This window comes from Lutibacter sp. B1 (genome assembly GCF_012524075.1).
Classification (GTDB): domain Bacteria; phylum Bacteroidota; class Bacteroidia; order Flavobacteriales; family Flavobacteriaceae; genus Lutibacter.
In genome coordinates this window covers 16,812-37,067 of sequence record NZ_JAAZUI010000026.1, presented here as the reverse complement: position 1 = coordinate 37,067, position 20,256 = coordinate 16,812, and the positions used below count along the sequence as shown (strand labels likewise).

General features: G+C 33.9%; 18 protein-coding genes and 1 tRNA gene. 14 read left to right on the top strand and 5 right to left on the bottom strand.

Features of this window, described 5'->3' with window-relative positions:
* Positions 1 to 342 precede the first annotated feature (342 nt).
* From HGB55_RS13230 to HGB55_RS13215, 4 genes are read left to right on the top strand one after another with little or no spacing between them, the layout of a single operon-like run.
* Complete coding sequence (locus tag HGB55_RS13230; RefSeq protein ID WP_027126736.1) at positions 343 to 2,457, top strand: ATP-dependent endonuclease; 2,115 nt, start codon at positions 343 to 345, stop codon at positions 2,455 to 2,457.
* Complete coding sequence (locus tag HGB55_RS13225; protein WP_168817366.1) at positions 2,454 to 4,229, top strand: ATP-dependent helicase; 1,776 nt, start codon at positions 2,454 to 2,456, stop codon at positions 4,227 to 4,229. Before HGB55_RS13230 ends, HGB55_RS13225 begins: the two co-directional genes overlap by 4 nt.
* A 60-nt stretch (positions 4,230 to 4,289) precedes the next feature.
* Positions 4,290 to 4,934, top strand: coding sequence for a hypothetical protein (locus tag HGB55_RS13220; protein WP_168817365.1), 645 nt, complete (start codon positions 4,290 to 4,292; stop codon positions 4,932 to 4,934).
* Between the two features lie 29 nt (positions 4,935 to 4,963).
* Positions 4,964 to 6,001 (top strand): NERD domain-containing protein, encoded by a 1,038-nt coding sequence (locus HGB55_RS13215; protein ID WP_168817364.1) that lies wholly within the window; start codon positions 4,964 to 4,966, stop codon positions 5,999 to 6,001.
* 72 nt (positions 6,002 to 6,073) lie between these two features.
* Here HGB55_RS13215 and HGB55_RS13210 read toward each other — a convergent pair whose 3' ends face one another.
* Positions 6,074 to 6,751, bottom strand: coding sequence for an N-acetylmuramoyl-L-alanine amidase (locus HGB55_RS13210; protein ID WP_247649225.1), 678 nt, complete (start codon positions 6,749 to 6,751; stop codon positions 6,074 to 6,076).
* Positions 6,752 to 6,905: 154 nt separating this feature from the next.
* Between HGB55_RS13210 and HGB55_RS13205 the strand changes: the two genes are divergently transcribed.
* From HGB55_RS13205 to HGB55_RS13170, 8 genes are all read left to right on the top strand, one after another.
* A complete protein-coding gene (locus tag HGB55_RS13205) occupies positions 6,906 to 7,193 on the top strand; it encodes a hypothetical protein (RefSeq protein ID WP_025743366.1) in 288 nt (95 codons plus the stop codon).
* Between the two features lie 347 nt (positions 7,194 to 7,540).
* Entirely contained in the window at positions 7,541 to 9,943 is a 2,403-nt protein-coding gene (locus HGB55_RS13200; RefSeq protein WP_168817363.1) for a TraG family conjugative transposon ATPase, read from the top strand.
* Positions 9,944 to 9,954: 11 nt separating this feature from the next.
* Entirely contained in the window at positions 9,955 to 10,536 is a 582-nt protein-coding gene (locus HGB55_RS13195) for a conjugal transfer protein (protein WP_168817362.1), read from the top strand.
* Positions 10,536 to 11,375 carry a hypothetical protein gene (locus HGB55_RS13190; protein ID WP_168817361.1) on the top strand — a complete coding sequence of 280 codons (840 nt, stop codon included), beginning with the start codon at positions 10,536 to 10,538 and terminating at the stop codon, positions 11,373 to 11,375. Before HGB55_RS13195 ends, HGB55_RS13190 begins: the two co-directional genes overlap by 1 nt.
* 22 nt (positions 11,376 to 11,397) lie before the next feature.
* Positions 11,398 to 12,018: a conjugal transfer protein TraK gene (locus HGB55_RS13185; protein ID WP_168817360.1), complete on the top strand. Its 621-nt coding sequence runs from the start codon at positions 11,398 to 11,400 to the stop codon at positions 12,016 to 12,018.
* Positions 12,019 to 12,040: 22 nt separating this feature from the next.
* Positions 12,041 to 13,018: a conjugative transposon protein TraM gene (gene traM, locus HGB55_RS13180; RefSeq protein ID WP_168817359.1), complete on the top strand. Its 978-nt coding sequence runs from the start codon at positions 12,041 to 12,043 to the stop codon at positions 13,016 to 13,018.
* Between the two features lie 10 nt (positions 13,019 to 13,028).
* A complete protein-coding gene (locus HGB55_RS13175) occupies positions 13,029 to 13,829 on the top strand; it encodes a DUF4138 domain-containing protein (protein WP_168817358.1) in 801 nt (266 codons plus the stop codon).
* A gap of 83 nt (positions 13,830 to 13,912) precedes the next feature.
* On the top strand, positions 13,913 to 14,779 hold the full coding sequence (locus tag HGB55_RS13170; protein WP_025743359.1) for a cation diffusion facilitator family transporter: 867 nt from the start codon (positions 13,913 to 13,915) through the stop codon (positions 14,777 to 14,779).
* Positions 14,780 to 14,831: 52 nt separating this feature from the next.
* Here the strand turns inward: HGB55_RS13170 and HGB55_RS13165 are convergent, their stop codons facing one another.
* From HGB55_RS13165 to HGB55_RS13150, 4 genes are all read right to left on the bottom strand, one after another.
* Complete coding sequence (locus HGB55_RS13165) at positions 14,832 to 15,356, bottom strand: ORF6N domain-containing protein (RefSeq protein WP_168817357.1); 525 nt, start codon at positions 15,354 to 15,356, stop codon at positions 14,832 to 14,834.
* A gap of 21 nt (positions 15,357 to 15,377) precedes the next feature.
* On the bottom strand, positions 15,378 to 16,616 hold the full coding sequence (locus HGB55_RS13160) for a site-specific integrase (RefSeq protein ID WP_371807824.1): 1,239 nt from the start codon (positions 16,614 to 16,616) through the stop codon (positions 15,378 to 15,380).
* A gap of 281 nt (positions 16,617 to 16,897) precedes the next feature.
* A tRNA-Pro gene (locus tag HGB55_RS13155) sits at positions 16,898 to 16,972 on the bottom strand.
* A gap of 107 nt (positions 16,973 to 17,079) precedes the next feature.
* Positions 17,080 to 17,418, bottom strand: a complete 339-nt coding sequence (locus HGB55_RS13150) for a thioredoxin family protein (protein ID WP_168817355.1) — start codon at positions 17,416 to 17,418, stop codon at positions 17,080 to 17,082.
* 155 nt (positions 17,419 to 17,573) lie between these two features.
* Here HGB55_RS13150 and trxB point away from each other — a divergent pair, with 155 nt between their 5' ends.
* Both trxB and HGB55_RS13140 read left to right on the top strand, forming a co-directional pair.
* On the top strand, positions 17,574 to 18,521 hold the full coding sequence (trxB, locus tag HGB55_RS13145; RefSeq protein ID WP_168817354.1) for a thioredoxin-disulfide reductase: 948 nt from the start codon (positions 17,574 to 17,576) through the stop codon (positions 18,519 to 18,521).
* Positions 18,522 to 18,665: 144 nt separating this feature from the next.
* Positions 18,666 to 20,249 (top strand): aspartate:alanine exchanger family transporter, encoded by a 1,584-nt coding sequence (locus HGB55_RS13140; RefSeq protein ID WP_168817353.1) that lies wholly within the window; start codon positions 18,666 to 18,668, stop codon positions 20,247 to 20,249.
* Positions 20,250 to 20,256 lie beyond the last annotated feature (7 nt).

The following is a 20,256-nucleotide window of genomic DNA, read 5'->3' as shown; positions in this document are numbered from 1 at the left end:
TGATAACTTAATCGAACTGTTTGATCTTTAAACTCTTTACTGTAAATACGTTTTTTCATGTTTCTAAGATATTTGTTTTGTAACAAACGGTCTTAAATTTTGTGTCCGAGTAAAGGTAACAACTCCATAACACTCTAATTAGGCTTAATTTACGAAAAAAAACCAAAATTTTGACTTCCAGAAGTAAAGATATATTCTTAATAAAATTTTAACAATTTGTAGGAAACCGTAAGAATTTAAAAAGACATTTCAGTATATTTATAGGCGATTACGCTTAAAATATTAATGTTTAAAAAGCTAATGGGAAATCATTGGCTTTTTTATTGTTTCAAAATAATTATTATGCATATAAGTTCACTATCCATTAGGAATTTTAGAAATTTCTATAAATCAAAATTCATTTTTAAAAAAGGTATAAATACTATTTTAGGAGAAAACGGTTCAGGTAAAACCAATCTCTTTTTTGCTTTACGAGTTTTAATTGATGATAAACTTCCAAGATATATAAGATTTAATGAGTCTGACTTTAACCGAGGTCTGGGTAAATGGGCTGGACATTGGATAATTTTATCGGTTACTTTTGACGAACTGGATGCGAGTGAAGAAGCACAGGTACTGGCAGTACAATCTTCGGGAGATATGGAAGGCAGCAAAAAGACTGGAAGTTACTCGGTGTACTTTAGACCAAAATATCAGTTTAGAAAAGAATTATATGATTATTCACAAACCGCAGGTAAAAGTGTAGCAGGGCTTCAGCTTTTTTTTGATAAACTTACGATTGATGATTATGAAACGTCTTACTTATGCAGAGGCTCTGGAGATTTTAGTGATGACACTACCTATAAAAAGTATGTTGGCGATTTTGATGCTGTTGAATTCCCAAACCCAGATGATAAAGAAGAATTGATTTTTGGAACGTTTCTGCCGAGGGAAATAAGTGTGCACAACGAGGTTTCTTGTACGTTCATTAAAGCACTTCGAGATGTCGAAAGCGACTTACGTTCCTATTCTACTAATCCATTGATTAATTTATTACGAGGAAAGGAAAAAACTATTGAAGTTTCAAAACAAACGGACATCATTGATAGCGTTAACAAACTTAACGACCAAATTAGTTCTCTCAAAGAAGTAAAGGATGTGAAAGATGGAATTGACAAAAGTATTAAGGAAGCTGTGGGTACTACTTACGGCCCTAATATAGATGTCAAATCAGAACTTCCAAATGATATGGAAAAACTACTGCAATCACTCAAACTATGGGTTGGCGACCCAGATGAAGAAGGTTATATGGGTAAAATATGGGAGTTGAGTTTGGGAGGTGCAAATATGATTTACCTATCACTAAAGCTATTGGAGTATGAAAAAATCAGAACGGATAGAATTGCAAATTTTCTTTTAATAGAAGAACCAGAAGCACATATTCATACGCATATTCAAAAAACCCTTTTTGATAATGTGCAAACCAATAAAACACAGGTTATTATTTCAACGCATTCTACTCACATTTCATCTGTAAGCCGAATAAGTTCAGTAAATATTTTAAGCCGAGGAAATATGCAGACTTTGGTATATCAACCATCTAACAATCTTGATGATGATTATATAACAAGAGCCGAAAGGTACTTGGACGCCATAAGAAGCAACTTGCTTTTCGCGAAAGGCGTTGTTTTGGTTGAAGGCGATGCAGAACAGATTCTCATTCCTCAAATGTTTAAAAAAGTCTTTGGAATTTCGCTCGATGAAATTGGGATAAGTCTCGTAAACATTGGAAGTACAGGTTTTAAAAATGTTGCAAGGCTTTTCCATAAGGATAGAATTCAGAAAAACTGTGCCATACTAACTGACTTGGATGCCAGTATTGTCAATTTACCTGCAAATGAAGTTGATGATTCTGCTTATGAAAAACATTGTAGGGCATCGCAAATTAGTGGAGCTGAAAGAAAAAAGGAATTGGATAAATTTTGTGACAAAAACGACTTCTTGATTCCTTTTTACTCTAAATACACCTTTGAAGTTGATTTCCTTTTGAATGGGAATAGCCACGAATACGTACAATCACTTCCTGAAATTTTCAAACAACAAGCAGCTATTGATTCTTCAAAGAAAAAGTTAGAAGAAAAATCAGTTTCGATTGCAGGTGTAGAAGTTTTACGATTGGCTGATAAAAAAGGCAAAGGTTGGCTGGCGTTGGTTGTTGCAGATAATTTAGTTTACAATACTTATATTCCTGAATATATTTTGAAAGCCGTTGCTTTTGCATCTTCGCATTTAAATAATGCCTCTAAAGCTAAAACCGCTAAATACAGGTTACGAAAAATTAGTCGTAGTAAAAATGATAGTTATTACGATGTAGCAACAAAAATTAGTTTTAAGGATAAAGAAGACCAACAGGTTATTGATGACTATATAGCCAACTTTCCTAATGACCAATTTACTAAATTTTTATCGTTTATATGATTTTAGATACTTTAAGCGACCAACAAAAAGATGCCGTTGTTAAAGATGGAAATGTACTTCTTACAGCTTGCCCAGGAAGTGGAAAAACACGAGTGATTATTCATAAACTCGCTTATGCTCTAAAAAATATTGATGTAAACAGTAAACAAAGGATTGTCGCTCTAACTTTTACCGTAAGGGCTTCCGAAGAAATATATCGCAGATTAAACGCAATGGGAATTAATAGTAATCGGGTTTGGTCTGGCACTTTGCATTCATTTTGTCTCGAATGGATTATAAAACCCTATTCCTGTTATTTACCTGAACTTGAAAACGGCTATTTAATTGCCGATGAAACTTATGCCTCGGATATCATAAGTGAACTTAAAGAAAAGCATAAGTTAAAACCTATTGACCCGATTAATTTCAGATTCAATAGGGACGGCACATTTGCCGAACCAAAAACAATTCAAAAAAGAGTCCTTAAGGATTATCACGAAAGGCTACAAACAGAGAAGTTAATTGATTTTGAGCTTCTACTATACTATTCATACAAACTCTTAACCAAGCATCCTAAAATAAAAAAAACGTTATCGAACATTTTTAGCCTTATATGTGTTGATGAATATCAAGACACGCAAGATTTGCTTTACGCAATTATTTCGTCGATTGTAACAACTGGGGAAGGTAGCTCAAATCTATTTTTAGTAGGAGATACAGACCAAGCAATTTATGCATCTTTGGGTGGCATTGCCAAAAGTTTGGAAGAAATACAGGAAGAGTTAAACACTTTACCTATTGAGCAACTTACGCTTTCTGGAAATTATAGGTCCACACAAAGAATTATCGACTTTTACTCTATATTCCAGACAAACCCAATTAAAATTGAAGCTATTGGTACTAATAAAGACGTTGATAGTATAATAACGTACAATAACACCATTGACAAAGGATATTTAGTAGATGAAATTGGACGACTTATAGAGCATAGTTTAGATAATGGAATTCCAGAAGATGAAATATGCGTATTGGTTCCGCAATGGTGGTTAATAACTACTATCACAAAACAGTTGAGAGCTAAACTACCAGATGTAAATTTTGATGCTTCAGGTTTAGCACCAATGTCAAAAAATCGAAATAACATTTGGTATAAGTTATCGAGGTTGTTCTTAACGCAGCCACAACCAAAAATATATTCATTGCGATACAAATGGTGTTCTGAAGTAATTGAAAACTTTAAAGAACATACCAATACTGAATTCAGCGAACAATATCAAACAGAGCGAAATGTATTGAAATTGATTAACTCGATAACATCCAATGAAACTGAAGGTATCGATTATCTTAATGATTGTTTTGACCAGTTTTTAGAGGCTGTTGGGATTGACCAAACTATTTACGCACAACTTCTTATAAATAGGAAGACCTTTTTCGATGTAATAAAGAGCCGTCTTGAAGACCCAACGTTTCAAGTACCAAGTGACATAGTGTCCTTTATGAGTTTTTACAGAGAAATGTCAGGTGTCGTCATCAATACTTGCGTTGGTGTTAAAGGAGAAGAATTTGAAACCGTTATTGCCTATGGTTTGCTAAATGGGTATATCCCACATTGGAATGACATTTTCACTGGAGACCCTGTTGCCGCTTCAAAAAAATTGCTTTATGTTATCTGTTCAAGAGCCAAAACCAATTTACACTTGATATCAGAAACTGGCAGACAAACCAAAAAAGGAAACCCGTTAGAGATTACCCCAGAATTGCAAAATCTTAATTTTGAATTTGATGAAATATAAAAAATGTTGTAATCCATTTGTAACGATTTGAAAAATTAAGGATAGTGTTTTTAGGATAAAATGAAGAAAATAGATTTAGAGAAAAAATCATTAGAAATTCAAAAAATAATCTCTCGTTATACAAAAGAGAGCTTTGTATGTTTTTTTGCTGATTTTATTAGACACCATCCAGAAAGAAGCAATATTGGATTTTCAAAAAAATTCAAGTCAAAATTAAAAGATTCTTTATATCTGATAATGTTAAGGCTCTCTACACCATTGACAGGCAAGGAAGAACTTCATTATTCAGAAAAAAATGATTTAGTACTTCAGCAAGTTGCTGACATTCTTTTAGAGATAGTTAGTTTCTATTTATCAGAAAATTATGAGGGAAATGAATTTGATGAGATTTCTGATAAAAGACAAAAATTACTTGTTCACGAATTAGCATTCAAAAATTACTTTCAAAACGGAATATTAAATTATAGAGAACAAGAGGTAAATAAGGTTATTAGGATGTTTAAACCTTATCAAGATAAAATACAGGAAAGATTAGAAATCGATTTAAAAACCTTAATTAATTTATGCAATCATTCTGAATTAATTTATCGTGCAAAGTCAATAAATTCAAAGTCATTTATATTGGACAAAGGCTTTGACAAACTGGCTCGGCAATCTGCAAATGGATTATTAGCAGAGAATGAGTTTACAGATATAAGCTGTTAGAACTTTCGGATGAGACCCAAGAAAGTTTTTTGAATTTTTTTGAGAAACCCCACCAATGTTTACTTTTTGCCAAACAAGATTTTCACCCCTCTTTTGAAGAAAAACATATTGATGTTTTCTGTGGCTTATTTTCAATTGATATTAAAGATAATCATAGTAATTTATTTTATTCCCAACAAAATCCTTTAGAAAATAAACCGATTATAAAAATTAGTGATAATCAGTATTTAAACGTATATCAAAAACAATTGCCTTCAGCTCTATATGATTTACTTTATACCACGCTTACTCAAACAAAAAAGGAAAAAGAACAAATAAATTTCCGTAGAGGAAAAGTTGTTTTGGAAAGCCATACTTTGGATATATTTAAAAAATTCTTCAAAAAATCAAAAAGGATTAAAATTTTCACCAACTATTACATAAACAACGAGCCAGAAGAAAAAGATATATTAATCCTTGTGGATAATAACGCCTATATCATTGAATGTAAGGCTTCAAGATATAGAGAACCACGAAGGGTTACGGAACAAGCATACCAAAGAATCAAATCTGACTTTAACGACTGTATTCAAAAAGGTTATGACCAATGCTATCAGGTTGAACAGGAATTGTTAAACAATGAAAAGGTTATTGTTAGCTTGAAAAATAAATCGGAGGTAATTATCACGAATGAAATTCACGAGATTTTTTGCATTGTAGTCACTTCAGAAAGATTTGCTTCCATACAAACCGATTTAGGATTAATGCTTAAAAGGAAAAATAATGAAGACCCTTACCCTTGGTCAATATATGTCGATGATTTAGAAACTTTTTTGAAAGTGCTTTACAATAGTTTCAGTAATCCGTCCAGAAAGATTTTTGACTTTTTGGAGCATAGAGAATTACTACACGGAAGATTAATAACCAATGATGAATTGGATGTATGTGCTATGTTCCTAAAAGACCCAAAGAACTTCAAAGAAATATGTGAAAGTGAATATGTTGTTTTTACTGACCCAACCCTACAAAATTATTTTGACAAGTTATATTTTGACAAAAAACTAAAATTTAGGATTGAGGATTTTTAGTTTTAATTATCTCTTTGAAGATAGTTATAATAATCTTTCTAATGCTCTTTACAATTTCCATAAATATTTCCTTCATAATCCAACATTTAAATAGTTATACAATCCCATTAAAATGGCCAATGCCATCGCTCTTATATTTTGGGGCTTTAAAAAATAATCCGCTTCATCGGTGCTCGAAATAAAGCCCATTTCAATGAGTATGGCTGGGCGAATTGCGATATTTTCACGTAGCACTTGAAAATTTACAAATCGGACAGCTCGTTTTTTAAAGCCCAATTTCAGGGTGCTTTCTTCCAAAATAGACAATCCCATTCCGATAGATTTTTTTATAAGTACTTCTTCATCGTTGGTATTATGCACGTAAATGTCCATTCCTTTTGCCGATGTGTTAGAGGCATTGCAATGTAACGATACAAACACATCAGCCTTTAAGCTTTCAGCCAATCGACTTCTATCGGATAAAGAAATTAAAGTGTCCTTATATCTGGTTGAGTACATATCAAACTCGTTATTTAAGAGGGTTTTATTTAGCCTTATAATCTCTTTGGCGATACTTAACGATACATCCTTTTCTTGAATAGTATTTGCACCAATTGCACCAGTATCTTTTCCACCGTGTCCAGGGTCAATGATAATGACTTTTTGTTGACCGAAAATCACACAGAATTGTAGCATCAAAATCACAAAACTGACGTTTTTGGGCCTTATCCACTTCCAAAATTTTAGAGTTATCAACATAGCACTTTTCAATTTTCATAAAATTTGATACCAATTCGCATCAAATAAAAACAATTGATATCAAAACTTATTTTATTCACAATTTACTGATTATCAGTTATTTGTATTGCAATATACACTATTTTTCAAATATCAAAATTGACGTAAAATCTAAATCACTTTGATTATGAAAAAATCACATTATGTAACCATCTTATCATTGCTTATTTCAAGTACAACTTTTGCACAAATCGGTGGTATCGAAGATTCCGTAAACGATGTTTCTGATACTATCCGAACCATTTTCCCCATTATTCTGGGTGTTATCTTTTTAATTGGCTTCCTATTTAATGCCGGACATTTCTTTGGCGAAAATGCCGATTTAAAGAAAGGGATTACCCGCGTATTGGTCTTTGTATTGATTGCAGGAGCAGTCGTGGGCATCTTTACTTACCTCATTAGCATCGTAGTCTAATGACCCTCATTGAGGGTTTTTGTAAAAAACTTATGCTATATGAAAAAGTTCGAAGTCTATAAAAATATACGCAAGCGAGCCGTGATAATGGGTCTGCCCATATCATTGTTCGCTTTAATGATGACCGTTGTTATCGGTTCATTGCTGTTCATCATCTTTTCGTTCAGCTTTACTGTTATCATTTCAGTATTTCTATTGAACGGTGTATTGTATATCGTATTGACTCACATTACCAAAAACCCTGCATTGATGCACATCAAAATGGTATTCCCACAAACAATTAGTAACAAAAAAGGAAGTCGTCTGTACTATGAAGGCCCATAATGGGCATTTAACTAATAACCAATATGAAGAAAATTAACCTATCGGCATATCATCCTATTTTGGATATTCAAGACCATATCGTGTTCGCTAATAACGGCAATGTGGTATTGGGCTATCAAGTGGACAATCCTGAAATCTATTCCCTCGCGGAAAAAGATTTTGAGGATATTCACGGTTCGTGGTTTCAAGCGTTTAAATCATTACCTATTGCCACGGTTATCCACAAACAGGACATCTATCAGAAAGCTGAATATTTGGCGGAAGAACTTCCGAACAAAAGCTTTTTGCAACGTGCCACACACGATTATTTTAAAGGTCGGGAATTCATTAAACATTCTTCTTACCTATTCTTTATACTTCCGCACAATAAAGCTTTGAACGCACCGAAGTTTACCAACCCATTCCGCAAGGTCGAAAAGGGTATTCATAAGCAAATGGACCATAACGTTCAGGAATTTATTGCTTCTGTTAACGATGCCGTTTCCTTTGTAAATAACAGCCTGAAAGTGTCATTGATGCCTTTGGGTACCGACAAAGTCCTGTCATTGACCTATGCTTATTTTAATGGATTCAACGAAGGATTTGATACCGACATTCAATTGAAAAAAGCGAATATTGAAATTGGCGACCATCATTTTGATGTGCTGGCAGTTAATAGCGAACTGTGTTTTGGCGATGTGGTTCAGAGTAGCAAGACCAATGATAAATTCACTTCGGACGATTTTGTATTCCACCAGGGATTTATTGACGGATTGGGTCTGAATCTGAATGAAAACCATATTGTCAACCAAATTATTTATTTGGATGATAAACATAAGTGGCGAAAACTGCTTGACAAGAAAATCGAGGAACTCAAAAAGAGTTCCAATTTTGGAACACAGAACAAAGTCATCTTAAAGAAGATTGAAGAAATTGTTGCCAAAATCAATGAGGATGATAGTTCAAGAATCATTCGAGGACATCTAAATATTATATTCTGGGATAAGGATGAAGTACAATTAGAAAGAATTGCTTCAAAGATAAAAACCGAGTTCAAGGAACTGGATATAGTGCCTTATTACCCAAAAGGCGAAGAACGAAAGCAATATTTTTTAAACTCATACTGCTGTTTTGCTTCCAACTTTTCAAATGAAGATTTATTTGTAACCGATTTAAAACACGCCCTTTGCCTGTATATCAACAACACCAATTATCAGTCAGATGCCACAGGTGTCATCTTTAATGATAGGCAACATAACATTCCTGTATTAAAGGATGTTTGGGATGAAAAAAAGAAACGCATCAAAGCTCGAAACTTTGCCATTTTCGCACCTACGGGAGAGGGAAAATCTTTTTTGGCGAACAATATTCTACGGCAGTACTTCGAGGTCGGCGTCCGACTGGTTATTATTGATTTAGGTGGTTCATATTCAAAATTCGCCAAGCTCTATCCAAACGACCATATAATCCTTCGCTACGAGCAAGGAAAAAACTTGGGTATCAATCCATTTTATATCTCTGATGTCAATGATTTGACACCAGAGCGGTTAGAAGATTTAGCAATCTTCCTTTTGGAACTTTTAGCTTCAGGAAAGGAAACTACCAAGGCTGAAGAAGTGGCAGTCAAAAAAGTGCTTCGTTACTACTATCTACAGAATGTTGGTTGTACACATTCTTTGGAAAATTTATACCAGTTCGTTGATACCAAAAAGGACAGCATTTTAGAAGCCCTACACATTCAGGAACAGCATTTCAACATCTACGATTTTTTACACATTCTCTCTGAATATGTGGATGATGGCTTGTACAGCTTCCTGTTCAATGTAAGCGAAGACCAGATCTACAAAATTGAGGATAAAAGGTTGATTGTGTTTGAACTGGATGAAGTTAAGGACAATAAGGAAATCCTTTCCGTAATGTTGAAGTTGATTAAATCTGCCATTCAAAGAACCATTTGGAGAAATAAAGCCGAAAGGGGAATCATCCTATTCGACGAGTTTGCCAAACAGCTCAAATTCGGAAATGTACTCGAAAGTGTAGAATTCTACTACCAAGCCATTAGAAAACAGAATGGAGCAATTGGGATTATACTGCAATCCATAAACCAGTTGCCTACTAATTCAACATCGGCAAGTATTCTGGAAAACACACAGGTCATATACAGCCTTCGCAATGAAAAAGGCTATGCCGAATTAAAAAGCAGGCTCAACCTTTCCAGTCACGATTTAAACCAGTTAAAATCCATTCGGAACAACCTTACAGGAACAAGAAAATATACCGAAATGTTTATCAAAATTGGAAAGGAAAGCAACATTTTCCGATTGGAAGTACCACCAGAAGTCTTTGCTGCCTACTTAACTGATGGACGAGAGAGCGAAGAAATAATGAAGCTCTATGAAAAGCATAATAATATGGAGCAAGCCATTAAAATATTTATTAATTCTTAAAAACAAAAATTATGAGACAGACAATTAAAAAGCTAATGTTATCCGCACTATTTATAGTGCTAATTGGAAGTAACGCTTCGGCCCAGGGGATGCCTGTGTATGACAACACAAACTTTATCTCTTTTGTAAAATCATTGTTGGAATCCGGTAAACAGACCGCCAATTTAATGAAGACGGTAAAATTCCTTAAAACGCAAAAGGAAAATATCGATAAGGTCAACGATGTCATCAAACAACTTAAAGCGGTCAGGGAATTGGCAAGAAATAACCAACGCTTGTATGATGTGGTTCAAGATGATTTACGGGAAATACTCAATTCCCCTTTTATCAAACCAGATGAAGTAACTCGTATTTCAGGTTCTTTTGATGCCATCCTTGAAAATTCTATGGCAGGTATGGAATATATCGACCAAATCCTGTCCAGCGACAATATGAAGATGACCGATGCCGAACGAGCCGAAGTACTCAAAGAAAAGGAATTGGAATCCAAGGAAATGGTAGCGGAAATTGAGGCGAAAACCAGACGCTATCGGGAGATTATTCAATTTCGGGAAATGCAGCACAAAATCAATAATCGAGAAACCAATTACTAATGTCAGGTATTTTTTTAGGCATAGGGTTAGAATATGTGGACACTATTTTTCAAACGATAAAAAATAGTGATTTCTCGCAATACACTATTGCGGGGATGAAGACCCTTGCCATATTGTTCTTTCTCATCAACATCCTAAAAAAATACAATGAAGGCGTTGCCAACAATGAGGGCTACACTTGGGGATTAACACCTGCGGAGTTGGCCAAAAACTTTGCAATAGTAATTTTAGTGATTTTTTCCACACAGGTATTGGGTGTTTTCGACACTATTTTGGTGGCCATTGAAAACCAATATCGGGACACGGCACCCGCACTTCTTCCGTTGCAGATGCAAGATATTGACATCGAACAGGATGTAAGTGCTTGGGATGCCGCCACTAAAGCAATGGCAATGCTCTACGAAGCACTGGTTACACCTTTATATGGTTTAAAGATACTATCCTTTATTGTCGGAATATTTCTGTGGCTTTTGGATTTGTTTATCTACCCATTATTCCTTGCAGAGCGATTCTTTTTGCTGGGCATAATGCAAGCCTTTTTCCCTTTGGTCATCAGCTTGGCGGTTTTTGAAAAATTCAGGTCGTTGGCCTACAACTTTTTCAAACTTTACGCTGGTGTATATATGTTAGTGCCTGCCTTCTTTCTGGTCAATATTTTCGTGAATAATCTTTATACCGAAATCAACACCAATTTCTGGAGCGATTTATTTGGTACAGATTGGGGCAGTAATTTTTTCGCACCGCTTTTACAATTAGGGTCTATTGGATTTATTGTGCTGCTGAAATTCAAACTGTACAAACGGGCGACTTCGTTCACTTTCAGGCTCTTTACAGGCTGATAAAGCATAAATCAATAATTAAATGAAAACACCATATAAAAACATTTATAACATCTTAAAACTCAATCGCTTTATCGTATTAACGGTTGTTATCGGAGCAGTACTCACGTGCATCATTTCCGTTTTGATGGTCATAAAACTACATAAAGAAACGGTTAACAATGCCTTTGTGGTAAATACGGATGGAAGCGTTATTCCGCTCAAACTGGTATCTCAACAGGAGAATTTAAAAGTTGAAGTCTTGGCACAATTGGAATTATTCCATACCTATTTCTATAACATAGATGCCAGCAATTATGAAAAGAATTTGGAAAAAGCCCTCTGGTTGGGCAATAGTTCAGTAGATGCTTTGTACCGACAGAAAAAAGCCGATGGTGTTTATAACCGTTTGTTGCAATATTCGCTGGTTCAAAAAGTATTGAATATCGAATCCAAAGTTGATATTCAAAACGAGCCCTACAAATTTGAAACGAAAACCATTTTTGAAATCAACCGAGGGTCGGTAACCGACACTTATGAATTGACCACAACAGGAAATTTGATTCACGTTGACAGGAACTTTCCTAATAATACCCACGGATTGTTGATTACCAACTTTTTTGAAAACACATTACGAAAATTAGAAAATTATGAAAGCCCATAAAGGATATTAAAAAACAGATACAATGAAAGTAGAAAAAAATAAAATAGTCTTTTCCATCGTGCTGGTATGCATACTGCTTTTTATAGGTGGTTATGCAATGTTAGTATTAGGAGAAGACGAAGAACCGACCATAGAGAACAATCAAATTCCCGTACCGAAACTGGAAGACGACCAAAAGGAATACGATTCCAAATTGGATGCCTTAAACGATTTAAAGGAAGTGAGGGAGACCAATGCACCAAGTATTTATGATGAACGGCTGTTGGATTCCACAGGCGTGTATGACCCTGATTTATTGGACAAGAAAAAAATGCAGATGGTAGATAGCATCTACCAGCAAGGACAGATTCGATATTCAGATAGAACGTTTGAAAATATCAATCCCAGATACAAACCATCAAAACCATCTATTAAGAAGGAAAAAGACACAACGGATGCCATTGTAGAAAAAGAAACGAATGTCGAAGCCAAAGAACGTGCTTTGGAGCATCAACTCTTTTTTGCCTCGCATCCCATTGAAAATGATGATTTGAACTCAAAGAACACCGATGAATTTATATATGTTCGGGTTGATGGCACACAGACGGTTAAAACTAATTATCGTTTACAAATGCGGTTGCTAAAGGACGCTACCGTTTACGGACAACGCTATTCCAAAAACACGCCCATTTACGGATTTGTCGATTTTAAACCCAATCGCACAATCATAGACATTGAGAACATCAATCATCAGCCAGTAAAATTGAAAGCCTATGACTTTCAAGATGGTAGCGAAGGCATTTATATCGAAAACAGTTTTAGAGCCGAAGTTACCAATGAAATCGTTGGAGATATGGTGGACGACATCAACATTACCGGTGTTCCACAAGTAAGCGGTTTCAAGAAAATTTTCCAACGCAACCATAAAAACGTAAAGGTTACAATAACCGACAATTACAAACTCATTTTAAGGCTTCCTAAAACCAAATATCAAGGTAAGCCAATAATGGGCAATTACTAAACTTATTATTATGAAGACATATATCACATTACTACTATTTATTTGTACAATGTCAATAGTTGCACAACAACCCCTCGATACCATTTATGCCAACGACAAGAAAAATGTCGCCCTATTTTTTCCCAATCCAATACGACAGGGAATTACCGGAGCTTCCCATTTTGTATTCACCTATAATCGTGAAAAAGAGCAGTATTTTGGATTGTTACAGGCGAAGCCTGGAACTGAAAGCAACCTTTTGACCGTTACAAGTGATGGTAGCGTTTATTCTTATATTCTGAAGTATTCTGAAAAACTTCCAGAACTGAATTATTTTATCAACGAAAATGAAAGCATTGGTAGCGAGCTTCCAATAAAGATTAAGCAGAAGCCCGAAGTTAAAGCGTTGAACGAATACACAAATAGAATAACCCATTTTCAAAAATTCAGCGAGTATTTATTAAAATCCAACTTTGAGAGTATTGAAACCAAACGCAAAAAAGGCATCAAAGTACAATTGCAAAAAATGGCATACGATGCTTCTGAAGTGTATTTGGTCATTGAAGTTAAAAACAAGTCCGGAATCGATTTTGAAATCGACTATCTCAACGTATATAGAACCAACGGAAACAAAAAACGTAAAGCCTCTTATCAAAGATTGCAGCAAGAAGTGATATACAAACACAAAATGCCATATTCCATTACTGATGGAGAAAGTCAATGCTTTGTGTATGTAGTTCCAAAGTTTGTTTTAGGAGACAACGAAAAGTTAATGCTGGAGCTGAAGGAGCTAAAAGGGAGCAGGAAAATGATTTTGGAAACCAAAATTTAAGAGGTGTTTATCACCTCTTTTTTTATGATTAAAAAAGTACCTTTGTTATAAATATAACAAATCTATTGACAACTAAAATTAGAATGAATAACGAACAAACCGCAATACGAACAACTTATTTCAGCATAATTGGGAATACTGCTTTAGCCTTAATTAAAGGACTTGCGGGATTTTTTGGAAATTCTTATGCTTTAATTGCAGATGCGATTGAATCGACAACGGATATTTTTGCTTCATTTTTAGTTTTATTAGGTTTTAAATATGCAAAACGACCAGCGGACGAAAATCATCCCTATGGACACGGCAAAATTGAGCCATTAATTACCTTTGGAGTTGTTACATTCCTTGTTGTTTCTGCCACAATAATCGCCTATGAAAGTATTCAAAACATTCAAACACCTCATAAAATCCCGAAATCTTGGACTTTGATTGTGCTAGGTCTAATAATAGCTTGGAAAGAAATCTCATTTCAAATTGTAATTAAAAAAAGTAAACAAACAAATAGTTCATCATTAAAAGCAGATGCTTGGCATCATAGAAGTGATGCCATAACTTCGGTAATGGCCTTTATCGGTATTTCGATAGCAATCATATATGGAAAAGGTTATGAAACAGCAGATGATTGGGCTGCCTTATTCGCTTCTGGATTCATTTTATATAATAGTTATTTAATATTACGTCCAGCTTTAGGAGAAGTTATGGACGAACAACTTTATGACGAACTGATAATTGAAATTAGAGAAAAATCAACAGAAGTTCAAGGTGTTTTAGGAACAGAGAAATGTTTTATTAGAAAATCCGGAATGAAATTCCACGTGGATTTACACGCAATTGTGAATAATGAAATTTCGGTAAAATCTGGTCACGACATTGCTCATAAGTTAAAAGACCATTTACAAAAAGAAATACCGAATTTAGGACACATACTAATTCATATTGAACCGAATTAATAAAAATAAATATATCAATAAAAATTGTCTATTCTGATGACCGAAGAAAAATTTAATAATCTTTCCTATCCGTTTTAAAACCAATTCGTTCCCTGTTTTGCTGGTCAATCTGCACTTTGTCTTTTTGCAATAAATAATTCAATGCCTGATGAATGTCCTTAAATTTGATATTCATTTCTTTTTCAAGTTGGGCTATATGTTCTTTAAGGTTGCTATAATCTGTAAGATGCTGCCGTAACGCTACAAATGCACGCATAATAGATATATTTACGTCAATGGCCTTGTCGCTGTTAAGTACGCTGGAAAGCATTGCTACACCTTGTTCAGTAAAGGCAAAAGGAGCAGTCGGGCTAAATTTGATATTCTCTGGAAGGTTATCACAATTTGTGATAACCTCTTTCCACTCGTCCTTTGAAAGCTGAAACATAAAATCATCTGGAAAACGTTTAAGGTTACGTCTAACGGCTTGTTTAAGCACTCTGGTTTCTACTTCATAAAGTTCTGCGAGGTCAAAATCAAGAATTACTTTGTTACCTTGTATATTGTGTATTTTGGTTTTTATTATTGATAGTTTCATTGTGTTTTGGTTTAAGTAAGTTTATGAATTTTGAGATGCTACTTTTGAGATAGGTTCGTTTTCTATCTCATTGAATTGGGTCCTTAATTTTTGCATATCGTCACTAACTTTACGTTCAATAACCTTTGCATAAATTTGGGTAGTAGATATTCGGGAATGGCCCAATAATTTTGAAACTGTCTCGATAGGCATTCCATTACTCAATGTTACTGTTGTGGCAAACGTATGTCTTGCGATATGGAATGTAAGGTTCTTTTTAATCCCACAGACATCTGCAATTTCCTTTAGATAAGAGTTCAGTTTTTGATTTGATATTTTAGGAAATATACTTCCTTGGGAAATGGATTTACGGTTGCTCTTGTATTTTTCAACAATTTGCATCGCTTTTGGTAACAAAGGTATTCTTATAGGCTTTGTCGTCTTTTCTCGTTTGTAATAAATCCAAAGTTCGCCATCGATGCCAATACAGATATTATCCGCAGTTAAATGAATGACATCAATATAGCTTAAACTGGTATAGCAACTAAAAACAAACAAATCCTTAACCAATTCCAATCTGTGAATGCTAAATTGTTTGTTTTCTATCTCTTGAAGTTCTTCGAGGCTTAAAAAGCCTCTTTCATTTTTAATGAATTTAGCTTTGAAATTGATAAAAGGGTCGCGTTCTATCCAGCCCAACTTATGTGATAGATTTATCAGTTTCCTAAACCGTTCTATGTGCTTCATCACGGTATTATTGCCCATTGGTTTTTGATGGTCTTCGGGTACATAACCTCGAAGATATTTCTCGAATTTTATGATAAAGTGATAATCGAGTTCCCGTAAGTAAAGGTCTGTGGTCTTATAGAATTTCGATAAAAATTTTGAGATATAACTTTGTGTAGTGTAGTAATTTTTTTGTGTTCCCCACTTTAATTTGTTTACCATATCTTCATTATGGTAATTGATAATATCAGTAATGGAACGATTATTTTCGTCATTACCAAAGTATCGAGCCTTAACAACTTGTGCAGTAATCAATTTATGCTCGTTCATTAAATCGCGATAACATTTAAAAAGATGATTGTAAGTTTCATCCAAATAACTGTTCAAGATTCTTGATTTTTGGTTAGTTCCACGAGCCCTGTTTTTATGGACATCCCAATCAGAAACTAAAACTTTTCGTTTTAAACTGATGGTAGCCCGTTTACCATTTACCGTAATTCTTGCGTAAATTGATGCTTGGTCATTTTTTGCCCTGGAGAAGTCCGCCCAGAACAAAATACTGAAGGTGGAAGATGTTTTCATTATTTCGTCTTTTAGTTAACAATAATTCGTTGTTATCAGACGAAAGTCAAATCACTTATAAAGATACATTTATTTATCGATTAGCAGACAGTTAGCTACAAATCTGGTCAACACTTTTTGATTTTTCAAATTGTTATCCGATTTGTTGACGTTTTTAATCAAAACATATCAATTCTTATGATATTCTTAAAAACAGAAAAACCTGTAAATCATACGATTAACAGGTTTTTGTTATAGATTGATACTATAATTTGTCGGGGTGGCAGGATTCGAACCTGCGACCTCCGCGTCCCAAACGCGGCGCGATAACCGGGCTACGCTACACCCCGAAAATAATAAATTTGTAGTGTAGTTTATCCTGAGCAATGACGAAGGGCTACACCCCGAATTATTTTCGGACTGCAAATATATAACTAAAAATACATTTAACAAGTAATTATTCAAAAATAAGATTATAAAGTCTTTGTATAGTTTCTTGTAATTCAAAAACACTTATATTTCTGCTTTTTCTAATAGTTTCTTTTCCTTCAAAAAATACCAAAATAGTTGGTTCTACAAAAGCACTGAACTTTGCGGCTATGTCAGGCGAAAAATTAATATCAATAGAATAAAAAGAGATTTTAGGAAAAGAGGAGTTTATTAAAGCTATAATTTTTGGTTCTAATGCTTCACCCACATTACATGACGTGGTAGAAAAATATAGCAAAACAGCTTTTTGAGAGCTTAAAATAATTTCAAGCTCTTCCAGTGTACTTATTTTTAATTTATTATCCACTCAAAAGATTTTAAAAAGCTCAAATGTAAATTAAAAATAGCATAATTACTATATTATTTAAGCTTATACAGTCATTATTAAAAATTATAAACAAAGATGTTTATTTATAATAAATTGCTATAAATTTGTTCGTCATTAAATAAAACAAACAAATTATGTCTGATACTATAGAAAGAATAAAATGCCTTATAATTGGTTCTGGACCTGCAGGATATACAGCAGCAATTTATGCTGCACGAGCAGATTTAAAACCTGTGATGTATACCGGAATGCAAATGGGGGGTCAGTTAACCACCACTACCGAAGTTGATAATTTCCCGGGATATCCAAATGGAACAGATGGTACTGCAATGATGGAAGATTTAAAAAAGCAGGCAGAACGATTTGGGACAGAAGTACGTTTTGGCATGGTAACAAATGTAAATTTTAGTAAAGAAGTTGGTGGTATTCACAAAGTAACAATTGATGAAACTAAGCAAATTGAGGCAAATACTGTAATAATTTCAACAGGAGCTACCGCTAAATATTTAGGATTAGAAAGTGAACAACGTTTAATTGGAGGAGGTGTTTCAGCATGTGCTACTTGCGATGGATTTTTTTATAGAAAGCAAGATGTAGTTGTTGTGGGAGCAGGAGATACAGCAGCAGAAGAAGCCACCTATTTAGCAAATATTTGTAATAAAGTAACAATATTGGTTAGAAAAGATTATATGAGAGCTTCAAAAGCAATGCAACATAGAGTTGATAAAACATCTAATATTGAAGTAAAATTTAATACCGAAATAGAAGAGGTTTTAGGAGATAATGTTGTTGAAGGAGTTAGAGTTTTCAATAATATAACCGGAGAAAAAGAAGTAATTGATGTGACAGGAGTTTTTATTGCTATTGGGCATAAGCCAAATACTGATATTTTCAAAGGTGTTATTGATATGGATGAAACAGGCTATGTTATAACTAAAGGAAAATCTACCAAAACAAATTTACCCGGTATATTTGCAGCAGGAGATGTTCAAGATAAAGAATACAGGCAAGCAGTAACAGCAGCAGGAACAGGTTGTATGGCTGCTTTAGATGCAGAACGTTACTTAGGCTCATTACATTAAAAATTTGATTGATAACAAGATATAAATCCTAACTAAACGTTAGGATTTATTATTTATAAAACTGCAATCGTTTTCGTAAAATAAAAAAATAAAAGATTAAATTGGTATTTTTAGTGTGTAATTTTGTACTCTAAATTTAACAATATGAATTTATTTGCTAATAGTTATTTTGTCTTATTCTTAATTATTTTAATTGGTTTTATTATTGGACGAATTAAAATTAAAGGAATATCTCTTGATGTGTCTGCAGTTATATTTGTAGCACTTTTTTTTGGGCATTACGGCATACAAGTACCAAAAGATTTTCAATATTTAGGTTTAGTACTTTTTATTTTTACAATTGGTATTCAGGCCGGGCCTAGTTTTTTCGAATCGTTTAAAAAACACGGTAGAGAACTTACTATTTTGGCAAGTATGTTAATCATAAGTTCAGCTATAATTACGTTTTTAATTTATTATTTATCAGGAGTAGATAAAAATTTATGTATTGGTTTATTAACTGGAGCATTAACAAGTACTCCGGGTTTAGCCGTTGCAATTGATACTACAGGTTCTTCATTAGCTTCTATTGGGTATAGTATCGGTTATCCTTTTGGTGTTATAGGAGTTATACTTTTTGTTAGTTTTTTACCTCGTATTTTACGTGTTAAAATAGAAGATGAAGAAAAAAAATACAAGGACGAAATATCAACAGAGTATCCTGAGATTTCTAGAAAGAATTTTATTGTTGAAAACGAAAATGTAATAAATAAAAGTTTTGAAGAGCTTAATATTCGTTTTATGACAAAAGCTGTAATCTCAAGAATTATGCACGACGGAGTAGTAATAATTCCGGAACCTTCATTAATTCTAAAAAAAGGAGATTTAGTTAGAGGCGTTGGTACAGAAGAAGCTTTAGAAAGGGTTAAATTATTGATAGGTTCAGAAACTAATCAGGAAATTCCTTTAAGTAAACGGTATGATGCACGTACAATATTAGTTACAAATAAAGATGTTGTTAAAAAAACTTTAGGAGAACTTGATATTCTTAGCGCATACAATGCAACAGTTACACGTATACGTCGTTCAGGAATAAATTTATCGCCCAGCCCTTCATCAAAATTGCAGTTTGGAGACAAATTAATGGTAACATGTAGTAAAGAAAATGTGCAGCAGGTATGTCGTGTTTTTGGTGATGATGACAGTAAATTATCCAGTACAGATTTTTTCCCAATTGCATTAGGAATCATCTTGGGTATTTTAGTTGGAAAATTAAGTATCAATTTAGGAACATTTTCATTTGGTTTAGGATTAACAGGAGGAATTTTATTAGTAGCTCTTATTTTAGGTAGAACAGGTAAAACCGGACCTATAATGTGGACAATGACCGGTGCTGCAAACAACTTATTGCGTCAGTTCGGGTTATTATTCTTTTTAGCTGCAGTAGGTACTAGCGCAGGTTCAAGCCTTTTTGAAACTTTTCAAAATTACGGTATGGAGTTATTTATGTACGGAATTATAATTACCCTTTTTCCAATGATAGTTACAACAATTATAGCTAGATACTTCTTAAAAATTAATTTGTTAACACTATTAGGTACTCTTACAGGAAGTATGACAAGTACACCGGGATTGGCAGCTGTTGATAATATGACAGATACTGACGCTCCTGCTATAGCTTATGCAACTGTTTATCCTATAGCTATGGTTTTACTTATAATTGTGGTTCAAATACTAAGTTTGCTTTAAAATAATT